This is a genomic window from Providencia sp. PROV269 (assembly GCF_028477785.1).
Taxonomy (GTDB): domain Bacteria; phylum Pseudomonadota; class Gammaproteobacteria; order Enterobacterales; family Enterobacteriaceae; genus Providencia; species Providencia rettgeri.
Map to the genome: position 1 here is coordinate 84,612 of NZ_JAMPLV010000017.1, position 15,995 is coordinate 100,606.

Sequence of the window (15,995 nt, forward strand, 5' to 3'; positions counted from 1 at the left end):
TCTTGTCGATATTCCTTACACTTTATCTTATCCTGAATCCGCCATTCGGACTTTAGCCACTGTTTATTTTTTGTGTTATCAAGTAGCTTATTAGTAAAGTGATATTGATGACATGGAGTGAGGTAATGGTAAAGCCACCAAGGAATGGGAAAGATAACAACCAAGGTTTTTTCCCAAAACAATCTTCAGTAAAAAGTGTGAAGGAAACTCCGCATTCTTTCAGCATTATTCGTGCTTTTTCTAAAATAATAAATTATGGCTTTTCATTATTTTATGTCGGTTTTATTTTATCGGTATGGTTTTTTCCTGAATACTATACAGTAGAAATTATTTATAACCTGACACTGATCCTGATTTTTGAATTTATTTTAGTTCACTCAGGCGTCTTTATGGCGGTATTTCGTGATTGGCGAATATTAACGTTATTTGCCCTTTTCTATGGCCTTTTTGCTCTGGCTATTAATATGTCAGTCTTAGGGGATTCCCCATTAATTTTATATTTGTATAGTGCCACTGTCGCAAATCGAATGCTTTTTGGTTTAACCAGTCGAACAGAGCAAGAACGCTCTGAAAATATGGGCTATTCAGCGTTAATGGCACTCAATTTTATGTTCTGTATTTTCTCGGTGTTAATTTTATCTTTTCTCGTACCTTATGGCGGATTAACGCCTGAATATTTAAGGTCGATTGACTATTATTCGAGTATTTCTACGGGGGGCGAGTTTCCAGATAAACCCCATGTGGCTTTTGCCTTTGGCGTGCTCTATTTTGGTATGCCTATATTTATGGCTTGCCTAACACATTTTTTATGCAAAGGGCATTCTATTTACCAGGAAAAAGGGAAATAACTTTGTAGCTAGAAAGATAAAAAAACGCCTACCGAAGTAGGCGCCTGGTGTTGGCAAAATATAAAGTAAAAAACTAACGTGTAATTGATTTAAATTTTTGTGTGGTGGCGGTTAATGCCACTTCTGTTGGCAAACGTTCCATTGAGCTGGCACCATAGAAGCCATGGCAATCAGGGCAGTTGGCTAAAATGTATTCAGCATCTTCTGGGGTAGCTATTGGGCCACCGTGGCACAGAACAATCACATCTTCGCGTACTGCTTTTGCCGCTTTTGCCCATTCATTGATTAATGGCACACAATCTTTGAGCGTCAGTGCCGTTTCTGCGCCAATATTCCCGCCAGTCGTTAGCCCCATGTGTGGTACAATAATGTCAGCACCAGCTTGAGTCATCGCAATGGCATCTTCAGCACTAAAAACGTAAGGCGTTGTAAGTAAATCTTTTTCGTGGGCTAAACGGATCATTTCAACTTCTAACCCATAACCCATACCTGTTTCTTCTAAGTTGGCGCGGAAATTACCATCAATTAGACCGACAGTAGGGAAATTTTGCACCCCTGCAAAACCTGTTGCTTTGATATCATCAAGGAACTTATCGAATTGGCAGAATGGATCTGTTCCATTCACACCCGCAAGAACTGGCGTCTGTTTTACTACAGGTAAAACTTCTTTTGCCATATCCATAACGATTTCATTCGCATTACCATAAGCTAATAAACCTGCAAGGGAACCTCTACCCGCCATGCGGTAACGGCCTGAGTTATAGATAACAATTAAATCAATACCGCCCGCTTCTTCGCATTTCGCCGATAGTCCTGTTCCTGCGCCACCACCGATGATTGGTTCTCCCCGAGCAATCATGTCTCTAAATTTTTTTAATAAATCTGTGCGGTTATGTTTCATAATTAACCTCTATTATTTGTTCAAAATTTCCTGATGAAGCTGAATAACCTGATCACAAAACTCTGAGGAGTTAATATGATAAGGACTCAAAATAAGCTGTCTTTTCTCTGTTATTATTAAATTTGCGGTTAAAGTATCAATGAAGGCTTGGTCTGCGATAGGATCCCAAAATGGAGCACCTTCAACATCTAAAGCTGAGAAACCTGCTGTTGGAATAATAAAGCGCACTTCACCATGACAACGATTTAACTTTTCGGCAATCCAACGACCCATTTGCTGATTTTCTTCTTTGGTCGTTCTCATTAAAGTGACTTGAGCATTGTGATGATAAAATAAGCGATCTTGATAGTGTTTAGGCACAGTGGAAGGGCGACCAAAATTCACCATATCCAAGGCTCCACAAGACATCACGCAAGGGGTTTGAGTACGCTCAATAGCACCAAAGCGGTCTTCATCACATGCTAGTACGCCACCAAATAAGTAATCACACACTTCAGTGGTTGTAATGTCTAAAACAGAATGCAATAACTGGCTATCAATCAGTTTTTCCATGGCTTTACCACCACTGCCTGTTGCGTGGAAGACTAGACAGTCATATTGGGCTTCTAACTGTGTTGTAAGTTGCTGGACGCATGGGGTCGTTACCCCGAACATGGTTAGGGCAATCGCAGGCTTTAAGTCGTGCGGTTGTTCTTCGCTATCAAACCAAACCGCTCCTGCAATTTGGTTGGCTGCATTTTTTAATACTTTACGGGAAATGATATTCAAACCAGACACATCAGTGACGGAGTACATCATCGAAATATCACTGGCGCCGATATAACCGGAAATATCCCCTGATGCCATCGTAGAAACCATTAATTTTGGAATACCTACAGGCAACACTTGCATGGCGGGTGTAATGAGTGCGGTTCCGCCAGACCCTCCTAAACCAAGAATAGCGGCAACATCTGTTTGTGCGGCAAGGTAAAGGCTAAAAGCGTGTGCCATGGCTTCAATGGCTTTACCGCGATCACCACAGAAAACGGCTTCAGCGCCAAGTGGATGAAAACTTGCAACGGCATGCGCGCTGATATCTGCGTTTTTATCTAATTGCGTTGGTTGTGTTGTCAGGTCAACGGTACGTACCGCCAATCCGGCGTTTTTGATTAATTCACTGACATAAAATAGTTCAGCACTTTTCGTGTCAAGCGTTGTTACAATATAAATAAAACCCGGATATTTTTTCATAGAAAAACCCTTTCAGAGTAAAACTAACGTTGAATTTTTCATCATAATGAGACTATAGTATCATTTTGTTTGGTTGTAAAATGAGATTGTAGTCTCATTTTACATTTTATGGTGAAGGGTATTGGTGTTTGGGTAATATATCCTATTGATTAATCGAAATAAATTATCAATAAGAGTCTTGAATTATTTTGAATGGATGTGGAAACTTATAATATTTAAATGTAATTATTCTGTCTTTTGTTATTACTTTTAAAATCATCTTTATGGATAAATTTTTACAAATTATCAATCAAGTATGTTTACCTATTCACACTTATATGTTTTCATGAGTATTAACTCGATTTATAGTAAGTGACAGTATTTTAAGGATAAATTAATGTCTAAAACTAATTCATACTCAGAATACAAAGGGACACGAAAACGGACCTATGTATTATTGGTTACGACGGCTTTAGATTTATTTGAAAAAGGGGCAATGCCTTCTGTTTCTGAATTAGCGCTTGAAGCGGGAGTTTCTCGTGCGACAGCTTATCGTTATTTTCCGACGCAGGCCGATTTAATTACTGCAACGGTTAATGAGAGCTTAGGGCCAATTTTAACTTGGCGCCCACAAAGTGAGCAAACTGAAGATCGTATTGACGAGTTATTAACCTATGCATTTCCGCGTATGTTTGAACATGAAGGTGTTTTACGGGCTGCATTGCAAGCGTCATTGCAGCAGTGGGCTCAGGGTCGAGCTGATCCACAAAATGTTAATGATAAGCGTCTAGAACGTGGAAATCGCAAAGAAATTCTTGCGATGGTGACATCGCCAATGAAATCAGAATATCCGCAAGAAATTATAGATAAAGTGATTAGAGCCTTTTCTGTTATTTATGGTTCCGAAATATTTTTAGTATTAAAAGATATTTGGAAAATGGATGATGCCCAAGTCACTGCGTTAGCTCAATGGATGTCCAAAGCAATAATGAATCAAGCTCGTGCTGATAATATAAAACGGAAAAAATAGTTTTATGGCTACGTTATGTTAATTTTAGTTAAGAGAAATTTTTCAAACCAAGTCAAAATAATAAGATCAAAACCTAATAAATAGATAAATTCTGGTGGATACCACTAGGGTAATAAATAAATAAAAACTAAAGTCATATGACTTAAAATAATATGATATAAATTAGGACTATAAAAAGACTTAATGGTTAATACCATATGATGAAATTATTAAAAATGTTAGGTGGGATTTCCATCTGTGCCTTGATTGGTGGCGGGCTGACTTACCTCGGAGTTCCCCTTGCATTGATGTTTGGCCCAATCATTGCCATTATCATTTTTCATCGTTTTGGTGTTTCGTTTGCCATCCCTAAACATACTATTACCTTTGTTCAAGTCACGCTCGGGACCTCTGTGGGCTTGATGTTTAATCAAGTATCACTTAATGAAGCAGACAATTTATTTCTTTTACTATTGATGCTAGTTGTCTGTTTGGCTGTACAATTTTCATTTAGTTTTTTTTGGTTTTACCGCAAAGTCGGTTGGACAAAACAAGAAGCGATGCTTGGCTCTGTCCCCGGTGCTATGGCAGCTATTCTGGCATTAACTGACCATACTCATACCCCACCTCAGAAAATTGTTATTTCCCATACAATTCGCTTAATTATTCTTATTTTATTAGCAGGAATTGTTGTGGGGAGCGATGGAGATCCTCAACCGATAATAGAATTTCCAGAATTGACATTAGTTGCAACGGGATGGCTAGTGCTCATTATTGCAGTTGGGGTAATTTCAGGGGCAATATTACAGCGTTTAAAAGTCCCCGCACCTTTTATGTTAACGTCATTAGCGGCAGCAACTCTTATTCAAGGTTGGGCGGATATCCCATTAAATTTCCCGTTGATGTTGACTGAACTCAGTATGGTATTAATTGGGATGAACATTGGTAACCATTTCATTGTGTTTCCACTTTCATCGTTAATTAAAAATATATACTCTTCGGCCCAAGTTGTGGTGGTTAATATCGTGCTGACTTTTCTTATCACGGTATTTGCCTCTTGGATTACAGGCTATGATATTTCGGTACTATTGTTAGCGTGGGCTCCGGGGAGTATGGAAGCGATGACATTCGCCGCAATCACCATGAATTTAGATGCGGGCTTTGTTATGTCAAACCATATTATCAGGATGGTAATTATTCAAAGTATTCCATCGATAGCGTTGTTTTGGCAAGAAAGAAGGCAAAAAAGAAATAGTCATTTAAAGTAAAGAAAGAAAACATGCAGGCGATATTTGGCATGTTTTCTTGATAGGCTTTTTTCATCTGCTTATTTGACGTAAGCAAAGAGGCCTAGTGAATCGCGAGCAAGAGACTGGCATTTAAACTCGGTGGTGAGTGGTATCCCTTTTAGATCACTATAACTTTCTTTGTTAAGAACGGTCATTTTTTCCGCATTATAGTTACTAAGATCCCATTTGTTACTTTTCGCAAAGTAAACAATAGCACGTTCAATTTCTCTATCTGGGATTTGTGAATACCCGCAATCATATTTTAGATAAATAAAAACGGCCGTGAGATCAGCAAGATCTTCAGCTTCGTTGGTGGAAAGAGCTCTGGCAGAATTGGTTATCCCTAACAGAGTCATTAAGCATGACATCAATATAAATTTGCGCATTCGTTATTCTATCTGTTTTCTATGTCAAGTTACGTTAGCATAAGAATAGAATTGTTAGTCAACTATATTTTTCTTAAATCCATGTAATAAACCCACATTTATGGAGTGGTTTTATTGACCTTCCTGTAAGGGGAAGCTTTATCATACCGTCATTAAACCATGTTTTGCTTCGAAAGTGTAATTTGTCATAAATCACACCACAGATGATTATCGATTTGATAAATAAAAGGAAGGTTATCAATGCTACGTCGCGATTTTCTTAAATTAAGTGCTATCACATATGCTGCAAGTGCGCTGCCTATTTGGAGCCGCATCGCGGTCGCAGCGGGAAATTATCCAACATTAGCGATCCCCCCCTTATTGGAGCCTGATGCGCAAGGTAACATTCAGTTGGTTATCCAGAAGGGCGTTTCACAATTTGTTCCTGGAAAGCAAACGACAACATGGGGTTATAACGGCAATTTATTAGGCCCTGCAATTAGCTTGAAAAATGGACAGAATGTTAATATCAATATTGTTAACCAACTGGCAGAAGACACGACAGTTCATTGGCATGGTTTAGAAATTTCAGGTGAACAAGATGGCGGCCCCCAAGCAATAATCGAACCAAACGCAAGCCGAAAAGTGAATTTTACGGTAAACCAAAGTGAAGCGACATGTTGGTTCCATCCTCATACTCATGGAAAAACCGGCTATCAAGTGGCTATGGGGTTAGCAGGCCTTGTATTAATTAAAGATGATGACAGCACAAAGCATGGCTTACCAAACGATTGGGGTGTTGATGATATTCCAGTCATTTTGCAAGACAAACGCCTAAAAGATGATGGCCAAATTGATTATCAACTTGATGTGATGAGTGCCGCAGTGGGTTGGTTTGGCGATATCATGCTAACGAATGGTGCTGTTTATCCTAAACATGTTGCCCCGAAAGGTTGGATACGATTAAGGTTATTAAATGGCTGTAATGCTAGAAGCTTAAATATTTCCACCAGTGATGGACGTAAAATGTATGTCGTTGCGAGTGATGGTGGTTTATTAGCTGAGCCGATTGCGCTAACCGAATTACCTATCTTGATGGGAGAGCGTTTTGAGGTATTAATTGACGCCTCCGATGGCCGCGCATTTGATTTGGTAACGCTACCTGTCGGGCAAATGGGAATGACGATTGCACCATTTGACCAGCCTTTGCCAGTGCTGCGTATCGAAACAACGTTGACGAAAGGGGAAGGTGACTTACCATCAACACTAGCAGCCATACCCGCGATTCCTTCTCTTGCTGGCTTAAATCGCCGTCGTTTCCATTTAATGATGGATATGCGCTTAGATATGCAAGGCATGATGATGTTGCGTGAAAAATATGGCGATCAGGCGATGGGGAATATGGGCGGTCATGGTGCAATGATGGGGAATATGAACCACGGTAACATGAATGCAGGTAATATGAATCATGGAAATATGAATGGCAAAATGGGAAGTGGCGGCCATTGTGGTACAGGTTCTGATGGCTTGGATATTCATAATGCGAATACTATAAATGGGCAAGTTTTCTCAATGACGCATCCTGCATTCAACGCTCCTATGAATCAACAAGAAATTTGGGTCGTTTCAGGACGCGGTGATATGATGTTGCATCCATTCCATGTTCATGGCACGCGTTTTCGTATCCTAAAAGAAAACGGCCAAGCCGTAGAGCCTCATCGTCAAGGATGGAAAGATATTGTCAAAGTAGAAGGGCAGGTGAGTGAAATTTTAGTTGAATTTAAACACCCTGCAACACAACAGCACCCTTATATGGCTCATTGCCATCTCTTAGAGCATGAAGATACAGGGATGATGTTGGGCTTCACTGTGAGTTAACAGCCACATTTACTTTCAGAGAAAATGTAGTGTGAAATTTTAGCACTGCATTTTCCTTTATTAGTATATGCGTGCTGCCTATGATAAAATTACGCGCTTTCCATTCCCATAGATGCGTAATAGAAGATGAAACATACCCTTGAAGTGATGATCTCTGAAGAAGAGATTGCTCAGCGAATCAGCGAATTAGCCGATAAAATTAGTGCTCATTATCAAAAACTTGATGGTGAATTAGTCCTTGTTGGCTTACTAAAAGGTTCATTTATTTTTATGGCCGACTTATGCCGTAAGATTGATGTTCCCCATGAAGTCGATTTTATGACTGTTTCAAGTTACGGTAATGCGATGACATCAAGCCGTGATGTTAAAATTGTCAAAGACTTGGATGAAGATATTCGCGATAAACACGTCTTAATTGTTGAAGATATTATTGATTCAGGTAATACCTTAAATAAAGTACGTGAGATTTTCGAATTACGCGGCCCTAAATCTGTCGCTATTTGTACATTGCTGGATAAACCTTCACGTCGAGAAGTACAGGTTCCTGTTGAGTGGATTGGTTATTCTATCGAAGACAAATTTGTGGTGGGTTACGGTATTGACTACGCTCAACAATATCGCCATTTACCTTATATTGGCCATGTAACGTTACTTGAAGAATAAAACTTTAGAATAGCATGAATAAAAAGGACAGCGTAAGCTGTCCTTTTGTTTTAATATAATATTAACAACACGTTATATCTTAATTTTAATTGTTTACTCTCATTTGTTGTTAATGATAAATTTGCTTTAATTGAATTTTATTTTCTTTTTTTTAGTCAATTGAAAGGAAAGTTTTTTATATTTTAATTATGCTGATTTGGGGATTAATAAGAAAGAAGCTCTTAATTATAAGAGCTTCCAATTTATATTTTAAATTACTTTTTTTGAGTTAAAGTAGAAATGGCTTCACGGTAACACAATTCAAGTTTTTCTCGACTATCGGCAGTAATATGTAAGTCTTGTAATCGACCATTATTAATCCCATATACCCAGCCGTGGATCATCACTTTTTGGCCACGTTTCCATGCAGACTGCATGATCGTTGAATGCCCTAAGTTATAAACTTGCTCAACAACATTTAACTCACATAAACGGTTAAGACGCTCACAAGGCTTTAATTCACCCAACATAGAGCTATGTCTGTACCAAATATCTCTTATGTGTAATAGCCAGTTATTAATTAAGCCAAGTTCGGTATTATCAACCGCCGCTTCAATACCACCACAGCCATAGTGGCCGCAAATAATAATGTGCTCAACTTGTAAGACATCAACCGCATATTGAATGACTGATAAACAGTTTAGGTCAGTGTGAATGACTAAGTTGGCAACATTACGGTGCACAAAAAGGTCCCCAGGTGCCGCGTTAATGAGTTTTTCTGCAGGTACTCGGCTGTCAGAGCAGCCTATCCATAAGAATCTCGGCTTTTGTGCTTTTGATAATTCTTTGAAGAATTCGGGGTCTTGTTCATTGACTGATGCTGACCATGCTTCATTGTTAGCAAACAGCTCTTCGATTTTTCTCATCATGACTTATAGCCTAGTTGTGTTACTTTGCGATAAAATCTTATACAACATTTATTGATTAATTAATAATTAGTTATACTAATTTTAATGCCCTTATGATGAACCTGTCTTTTAGACAAGACAACCCTAAATTTATAACATATTGAATTATATTGTATAAACTAATTATCTCTTTTCTGCATAACATAGAGCAGAAAAAAGTGGCATCATGGTGATATATTGCCTTCAAACCGTTCTAAGAATAAAGGTTTTTTTTACATATGACATATGCACTTGAGTTATCGCAGTTAACCAAAACCTACCCAGGTGGTGTGAAAGCCCTGAAAGGGATTGATCTGAGCGTTGAAGACGGTGACTTTTACGCATTGTTGGGACCAAATGGCGCGGGTAAATCAACTACAATAGGGATCATTAGCTCGCTGGTAAACAAAACAAGCGGGTCTGTAAAAGTATTTGGTTATGATTTAGAAAAACAAGTTGTGCAAGCAAAGCAGCAACTTGGATTAGTGCCTCAAGAGTTTAATTTCAATCCATTTGAAACGGTATTACAAATTGTCCTTAACCAAGCCGGTTATTATGGGGTTACGCGTTCTGTTGCGGTACAACGTGCAGAGCAGTACCTAACCCAACTTGATTTATGGGAAAAGCGTGATGAGCGGGCACGTAATTTGTCCGGTGGTATGAAACGCCGTTTAATGATAGCCCGTGCATTGATGCACCAACCAAAGCTATTAATTTTGAATGAACCCACGGCGGGTGTTGATATTGAGCTTCGTCGCTCAATGTGGACATTTTTAAAGAATCTTAACGCTCAGGGGACGACAATTATTTTAACAACTCACTATTTGGAAGAGGCTGAAATGTTGTGCCGTAATATTGGCATTATTCAACATGGTGAATTAGTTGAAAATACTAGTATGAAGCAATTACTGAGCCAATTAGAATCAGAAACCTTTATTTTTGATTTAATGCCAAAAAGTCCGATCCCTCAATTATTAGGGTATGAATCTCGTTTGATAGATACTTCAACACTTGAGGTGGATGTTAAAAGAGAGCAAGGTCTAAATAGTGTCTTTAGCCAATTTAGTGAGCAAGGTGTTCAGATTTTAAGTATGCGAAATAAAGCAAACCGATTAGAAGAGTTATTTGTTAACTTAGTTAAAAGAGAAAGTAATGCAACCGAGAAGGAGATTGCAAGATGATCTCATTATATTGGGTCGCATTGAAAACCATTTGGATAAAAGAAGTCACACGGTTTGGTCGTATTTGGATACAAACACTATTACCACCGGTGATCACCATGTCGCTGTATTTTGTGATTTTTGGTAACTTAATTGGTTCTAGAATTGGTGATATGGGTGGTGTGGATTATATGCAATTCATCGTCCCTGGGTTAATCATGATGGCGGTGATCACTAATTCATATTCAAATGTTTGTTCTTCTTTCTTTGGCTCTAAATTTCAGAAAAATATCGAAGAATTACTGGTAGCCCCCGTTCCGACGCATATTATTATCGCAGGTTTTGTCGGCGGTGGTGTTGCTAGAGGGATTTTAGTGGGTTTTCTTGTTACATTGGTATCGTTATTCTTTATTCCATTGCAAGTACATTCATGGGCAATGGTAGTCATAACGTTATTGCTAACCGCAATTGTATTTTCACTTGCTGGCTTACTAAATGCTATCTTCGCAAAGACATTTGATGATATTAGTATTGTTCCAACCTTTGTCTTAACACCATTAACGTATTTAGGTGGTGTATTTTATTCACTATCACTGTTACCACCGTTTTGGCAAGCCGTTTCTAAACTGAACCCAATTGTGTACATGATCAGCGGCTTTCGTTATGGTTTTCTGGGAATAGCCGATGTTTCTATCGCGATTACGTTAGGCGTCTTAATGATTTTCTTAGTCGTCTTTTATGCATTAACATGGTTTTTGATTGAGCAAGGTAGAGGCTTAAGAAGTTAAATTTTGGGCTGAAATTGTGTAAAAAAAACGGCTTTTGGTACTTAGCGTAATCAAAAGCCGTTTTTTATTGAGATGTATATAAATGGCAATACTAATCAAATTGTTGGATAAATAAAATCCAACATTATGCCACTTGAACAGGGACTGCTTTTGCGATGCGACTCATTTTATTGTTTTCATCAAAATAAGCCACTTTTGGCTTATGTAGGCGCGCATCTTCATCTTCCATTTGTACATAAGAACAAATAATCAGCTTATCACCAACCGCAGCGCGGCGGGCAGCAGCACCATTAACCGAGATGATTTTTGAGCCCCGTTCGCCTGAAATTGCGTAAGTCGAAAAACGTTCGCCATTATCAACGTTGTAAATATCAATGGCCTCGTATTCAAGGATCCCAGCGGCATCCATAAAGTCCTGATCAATCGCACATGAGCCTTCGTAGTGTAAGTCTGCTTGTGTGACTGTGACGCGATGGAGTTTGCCTTGCAACATTCTTCTTAACATGTCTTCTTCGTCCTTCAAATTGCAGCGTTGTTGACTACGTGCGCTCGCCCTAGTCACATATTTATGTATGCTCCTAGGGACTCACTTACTTGTCGCCTAGCTGCAATCTGAATGACTTTGAATAAAATCATAGTGCCTTCAAAACTGCAGCGTTGTTGACTACGTGTATATAAGTCGCAACAGGCTTAGCAACGCAGCAAGATGGTTGCTGTGATAGTGTTATAAGTCTTATTGTTTTATGCAATATTACTTGGTAGGTCAACTTGTAAATTGTCAATAAGACGCGTTTGACCTAACCATGCCGCCATTAAAATAACCGCACGTTTACTGGACTCACCAAGTGGTAATAATGTATCTGCATCGCGAATAAATAGCTCATCAGGAGTAAAGCCGGCTTCTCGTAAGCTATTGTTCATCTCTTCAATAATAACTTCAGATGCATCAGGTTCAGCCACTAATTTTTCACCCGCTTGTTGCATAATTTGATACAGCTTAGGCGCTGTTTTTAGCTCTTCCGCTGACAAATTATTGTTGCGTGAGCTCAGTGCTAGACCATTCTTGGCTCTAACTGTTGGGACGCTAACAATTTGTGTATCAAATGATAAGTCAGCAACTAACTTGCGAATTAATTGTAATTGCTGGTAATCCTTCTCACCAAACAAGGCAATATCTGGCTGTACTAAGTTGAACAACTTAGTAATAACCGTTGCGACACCTTTAAAGTGCCCAGGGCGGCTTGCGCCTTCTAATATGGTCGATAACTCTGGAACTTCAACAAAAGTCTGTTTTTCCATCCCTTCTGGGTAGAATTCTTGAGGGGAAGGCGCAAAAACCAAATTGATGTCACGACGTTTTAGTTTTTCGCAATCTTCTTGCAACGTTCGTGGGTAATTGGCTAAATCAGATTGCCTATCAAATTGCATCGGGTTAACGAAGATACTGGCAATCACAACATCAGCTTGTTTTTTTGCTTGGTCAATGAGTGTTAAGTGACCATCATGTAAATTACCCATTGTTGGGACAAGTGCAATACGTTTGCCTTCTTGTTTCCAGCGGCGGATTTCACGGCGTAAGATAAGCGCCGTTTCAACGATAAGCATACGTGTGTTCCTTATAATTTCTGACATCAATTAAGAAAAAGAATGGGCTTCACTTGGGTAAATGCCATCTTCCACTTCTTGGATATACATACGAATAGCATCATGAAGGTTGCCCGCTTGAGCTAAAAAGTTTTTTGCGAATTTAGGGGCTCGTGCGGTAATACCCAGCGCATCATGCATAACAAGAATTTGTCCATCAGTCCCATTTCCCGCACCAATACCAATCACGGGCAATAGTAGCTCTTCCGTAACATGATTGGCTAAGGTGGTTGGGACACATTCAAGAACCAACAATTGGATGCCTGCATTTTCTAGTGCAATCGCATCTTTGAGTAATTGATTGGCGGTGACTTCATCACGTCCTTGGACTTTATAACCGCCAAGGACATTGACGGCTTGTGGCGTTAAACCTAGATGGCCACACACAGGAACAGAGCGTTCTCCTAGCATTCTTACCGTATCACATAACCAACTGCCACCCTCAATTTTGACCATGTTTGCGCCTGCCTGCATTAAAATAGCCGCATTGGCGCAAGCTTGTTCTGGTGTGGCGTAACTCATAAATGGCATATCTGCAATAATGAAGGCATTTGGCGCGCCTTTGCGAACGCATCGGGTGTGGTAAGCAATTTGCTCGACAGTAACGGGTAAGGTGGAGGATTCACCTTGAATCGTCATTCCAAGTGAGTCTCCAACGAGCATCACTTGGATACCTTGCTCATAAAATAATTGAGCGAAGCTTGAGTCATAGGCTGTCATAGTTGCAAATTTGTGTTTGTCTTTTTTAAACTGACATAAATCAGCCAGAGAAATTGGTTTCATTATAATAACCTCCGGAAATGATCTCCCTGCGACCATACCTCATAAGAGGTTGAACATTTCAGGCTGGAATATCCCAAAACGTTAGGCCATTTCGAGGGACTTGTGTGAGTCTTTCTGAAAGCTTTTCGCCATCAGGAAAAACAAGAGAAGGGGCGATTTCACTAAGCGGATACAACATAAATTCACGCTCTTTTAGCCCATAATGTGGAACGATCAACCGTTCAGTATTGATGATACGGTTACCAAAAAGCATGATATCGAGGTCCAGCGTTCGTGGCCCCCAACGCTCCTCTTTGCGTACACGGCCCAGCTCAAGTTCGATTTTTTGTGTATAGTTGAGGAGAACTTCGGGCTCAAGAGTTGTTTCAAGTAACACAGCCAGATTAAGAAAATCTGGCTGATTTTGCGGGCCTAGAGGCTTAGTTCGATAAACAGAAGAGGTAGAAACAACGCGGCTATTGGGTATCGCATCTAAAGCTGCAATAGCTTGCTGTGCCTGTAATAGTGGCTCACCAAGGTTACTTCCTACAGCAATATAGACTTGTTCCATTATATTCTCTCTATCTATTATGACTTATTTGACCGACGTGCCCCAGAACCGCCTTGTGATGAACGTGGACGATGGCGGCGGCGAGTGGGTGCATTGCCTAATTCCGAAATCATTTCACGCTGTTTGATATTATTTGCTTGCTGAAAATCAGTCCACCATAACGCTAGCTCTTGTAACTCGTTGCGGTGCTCGACATTAGCTCTTAATTCTAATAAATCAAACGCTGCACGGAATTTTGGGTGTTCCATTAATTTATTGGCACGACGGCCTTGGCGGCGAGGTAAGCGTAACTGCAATAACCAAATATCACGCATTGTGGTTGTAATGCGTTTTGGGATAGCAATTGAACGGCACTGCTCGTCTAGAATATCATTCATTGCCAGCGCAAAGGCGTCGTAATAGGCCAACCCGCCTTCTTGAGATAACTTCTCAGCATGCTCTGTAACTGGGTACCATAACATAACAGCAAATAAAAAAGCAGGGTTAACACGCTTATCATTTTTTAGTCTGAAGTCAGTATTTTTAAGAACTTGCTCAATGATTTTTTCCATTGGCGAATCACTGTTATCTGTAAAACGGCTTGCGACAACAGGGAAAAGTTGCTCAAACAAACCATACTTTTTGAGCATTTTATAGGTAGCGTAACCTTGGCCTGCTTGGAGTAATTTGAGAGACTCTTCAAATAACCGAGCAGATGGAATTTCTCTCAATAAATGAGCAAGTTGGTAAATTGGCTCAGCGGTTTTTGGTTCGATGCTCATATTTAATTTGCAGGCAAAACGTACCGCTCTTAGCATTCTAACAGGGTCTTCACGATAGCGCGTTTCAGGATCACCAATTAGACGAATAACGCCAGCTTTGAGGTCATTCAAGCCATTGACGTAGTCACGTAATGTGAAGTCTTCAATGTTGTAATATAGACTGTTAACGGTGAAGTCCCGACGAATCGCATCTTCTTCAATGGAGCCAAAGATGTTATCGCGCAATAGCATGCCGTTTTGTGCTTGTGCAGATAAGTTTTTGTCATCTGATGCATTTTGGTCATGGTGGCCACGGAAAGTTGCAACTTCTATGATTTCGGGGCCAAACATAATATGTGCCAGCCGAAAACGGCGACCCACTAAACGGCAGTTACGGAATAATTTGCGGATCTGTTCAGGCGTTGCGTTTGTCGTAATATCGAAGTCTTTAGGTTTTTGACCTAAAAGCAAATCACGCACACCACCACCCACTAAGTAGGCTTCAAAGCCACTTTTGTTTAAGCGATACAGCACTTTTAATGCATTGTCACTAATATCACTGCGTGAAATAGGGTGCTCGGAACGCGGGATAACAGTAATGTTTTCGTCGTTTACGGTTGTCATTGTAGGGCGCTTCTCAGGTGTTGAATCGGCACGTTGAGATTGACGAACCGTTTTTTTAATAGGGGTTGTTTTATGGGGTTGAGCTGTGTTCTGCTCTTTAGATGCGGTTTGCGCATGAGCAGAATGAGTGACTGGCCTTTTACCGGCTGCCTGTATATCTCGCGAAGGATCACGATGTTGTACTGCATCTTCAGGGGATGCGTCTGTATTGCGAGATAAAATATTACGGCAGAAATTTGCTACTCGGTTAAAAATAGTACACCTCGATGTCATTACCAATATTCATTAAACAAAATAAGCGGCTAATCATAGCTCACAGAAGTTTCTTTGAGAATGGTTAAACGAATAAAAGTCACCTCTAATTATAAACGTTACCAATAAAATTTACGTAAAATAATAGCCAGAAAAGCGTTCTCGCTATAGGCGGATACGATTAGAAGCCTTATTTTAAGCGATTTTTTGTTGTCAGTTAATTATTTAAGCTCAAACTGTAGAGCAAAAAAATAACATAATCTATTTGCGTAAAAAATTATGTGAAAGTAAATATTTATCTTATTTAAAGGTGAGTGAGAGGCGATCGTGGCCATCAACTGGCAGAAAATAGGGAGTAGGATGGGG

Annotated in this window: 16 protein-coding genes; 7 read left to right on the plus strand and 9 right to left on the minus strand. The window is 39.7% G+C overall.

Annotation, left to right across the window (positions count from 1 at the left end; all coding sequences use genetic code 11):
• Positions 1-125 precede the first annotated feature (125 nt).
• On the plus strand, positions 126-848 hold the full coding sequence (locus tag PR683_RS17485; protein WP_004913743.1) for a hypothetical protein: 723 nt from the start codon (positions 126-128) through the stop codon (positions 846-848).
• A 73-nt stretch (positions 849-921) separates the two neighbouring features.
• Here the strand turns inward: PR683_RS17485 and PR683_RS17490 are convergent, their stop codons facing one another.
• Both PR683_RS17490 and PR683_RS17495 read right to left on the minus strand, forming a co-directional pair.
• A complete protein-coding gene (locus tag PR683_RS17490; RefSeq protein ID WP_004913739.1) occupies positions 922-1,749 on the minus strand; it encodes a phosphoenolpyruvate hydrolase family protein in 828 nt (275 codons plus the stop codon).
• Positions 1,750-1,761: 12 nt separating this feature from the next.
• A complete protein-coding gene (locus tag PR683_RS17495; protein ID WP_109912040.1) occupies positions 1,762-2,979 on the minus strand; it encodes a Tm-1-like ATP-binding domain-containing protein in 1,218 nt (405 codons plus the stop codon).
• Positions 2,980-3,355: 376 nt separating this feature from the next.
• Here PR683_RS17495 and PR683_RS17500 point away from each other — a divergent pair, with 376 nt between their 5' ends.
• The gene (locus tag PR683_RS17500; RefSeq protein WP_109912041.1) at positions 3,356-3,988 is read left to right on the plus strand and encodes a TetR/AcrR family transcriptional regulator; all 633 of its coding nucleotides are present in this window, start codon (positions 3,356-3,358) and stop codon (positions 3,986-3,988) included.
• Positions 3,989-4,185: 197 nt separating this feature from the next.
• Positions 4,186-5,235 carry an AbrB family transcriptional regulator gene (locus tag PR683_RS17505; protein WP_110732211.1) on the plus strand — a complete coding sequence of 350 codons (1,050 nt, stop codon included), beginning with the start codon at positions 4,186-4,188 and terminating at the stop codon, positions 5,233-5,235.
• Between the two features lie 59 nt (positions 5,236-5,294).
• On the opposite strand, the gene PR683_RS17510 is transcribed toward PR683_RS17505, so the two are convergent.
• Positions 5,295-5,642, minus strand: coding sequence for a YacC family pilotin-like protein (locus PR683_RS17510; RefSeq protein WP_004913725.1), 348 nt, complete (start codon positions 5,640-5,642; stop codon positions 5,295-5,297).
• A gap of 240 nt (positions 5,643-5,882) precedes the next feature.
• On the opposite strand from PR683_RS17510, the gene cueO reads away from it, so the two are divergent.
• A complete protein-coding gene (cueO, locus tag PR683_RS17515; RefSeq protein ID WP_004913722.1) occupies positions 5,883-7,499 on the plus strand; it encodes a multicopper oxidase CueO in 1,617 nt (538 codons plus the stop codon).
• A gap of 126 nt (positions 7,500-7,625) precedes the next feature.
• Positions 7,626-8,162, plus strand: coding sequence for a hypoxanthine phosphoribosyltransferase (gene hpt, locus PR683_RS17520; protein ID WP_004260548.1), 537 nt, complete (start codon positions 7,626-7,628; stop codon positions 8,160-8,162).
• 254 nt (positions 8,163-8,416) lie between these two features.
• On the opposite strand, the gene can is transcribed toward hpt, so the two are convergent.
• The gene (can, locus tag PR683_RS17525; RefSeq protein ID WP_042851647.1) at positions 8,417-9,070 is read right to left on the minus strand and encodes a carbonate dehydratase; all 654 of its coding nucleotides are present in this window, start codon (positions 9,068-9,070) and stop codon (positions 8,417-8,419) included.
• Positions 9,071-9,327: 257 nt separating this feature from the next.
• Here can and PR683_RS17530 point away from each other — a divergent pair, with 257 nt between their 5' ends.
• Both PR683_RS17530 and PR683_RS17535 read left to right on the plus strand, forming a co-directional pair.
• Positions 9,328-10,269, plus strand: coding sequence for an ABC transporter ATP-binding protein (locus PR683_RS17530; protein WP_272581924.1), 942 nt, complete (start codon positions 9,328-9,330; stop codon positions 10,267-10,269).
• Complete coding sequence (locus tag PR683_RS17535) at positions 10,266-11,036, plus strand: ABC transporter permease (RefSeq protein WP_004913713.1); 771 nt, start codon at positions 10,266-10,268, stop codon at positions 11,034-11,036. Before PR683_RS17530 ends, PR683_RS17535 begins: the two co-directional genes overlap by 4 nt.
• Positions 11,037-11,160: 124 nt before the next feature.
• Here PR683_RS17535 and panD read toward each other — a convergent pair whose 3' ends face one another.
• The 5 genes from panD to pcnB all read right to left on the minus strand — a co-directional run bounded on the left by panD (position 11,161) and on the right by pcnB (position 15,377).
• Positions 11,161-11,541 carry an aspartate 1-decarboxylase gene (panD, locus tag PR683_RS17540; protein WP_109912045.1) on the minus strand — a complete coding sequence of 127 codons (381 nt, stop codon included), beginning with the start codon at positions 11,539-11,541 and terminating at the stop codon, positions 11,161-11,163.
• Between the two features lie 236 nt (positions 11,542-11,777).
• On the minus strand, positions 11,778-12,641 hold the full coding sequence (gene panC, locus PR683_RS17545) for a pantoate--beta-alanine ligase (RefSeq protein WP_004913709.1): 864 nt from the start codon (positions 12,639-12,641) through the stop codon (positions 11,778-11,780).
• Between the two features lie 30 nt (positions 12,642-12,671).
• Positions 12,672-13,463: a 3-methyl-2-oxobutanoate hydroxymethyltransferase gene (gene panB, locus PR683_RS17550; RefSeq protein WP_004913707.1), complete on the minus strand. Its 792-nt coding sequence runs from the start codon at positions 13,461-13,463 to the stop codon at positions 12,672-12,674.
• Positions 13,464-13,521: 58 nt separating this feature from the next.
• Positions 13,522-14,013, minus strand: a complete 492-nt coding sequence (gene folK, locus PR683_RS17555; RefSeq protein ID WP_004913705.1) for a 2-amino-4-hydroxy-6-hydroxymethyldihydropteridine diphosphokinase — start codon at positions 14,011-14,013, stop codon at positions 13,522-13,524.
• Between the two features lie 17 nt (positions 14,014-14,030).
• Positions 14,031-15,377, minus strand: a complete 1,347-nt coding sequence (gene pcnB, locus PR683_RS17560) for a polynucleotide adenylyltransferase PcnB (RefSeq protein ID WP_206608472.1) — start codon at positions 15,375-15,377, stop codon at positions 14,031-14,033.
• Positions 15,378-15,995: the final 618 nt, after the last annotated feature.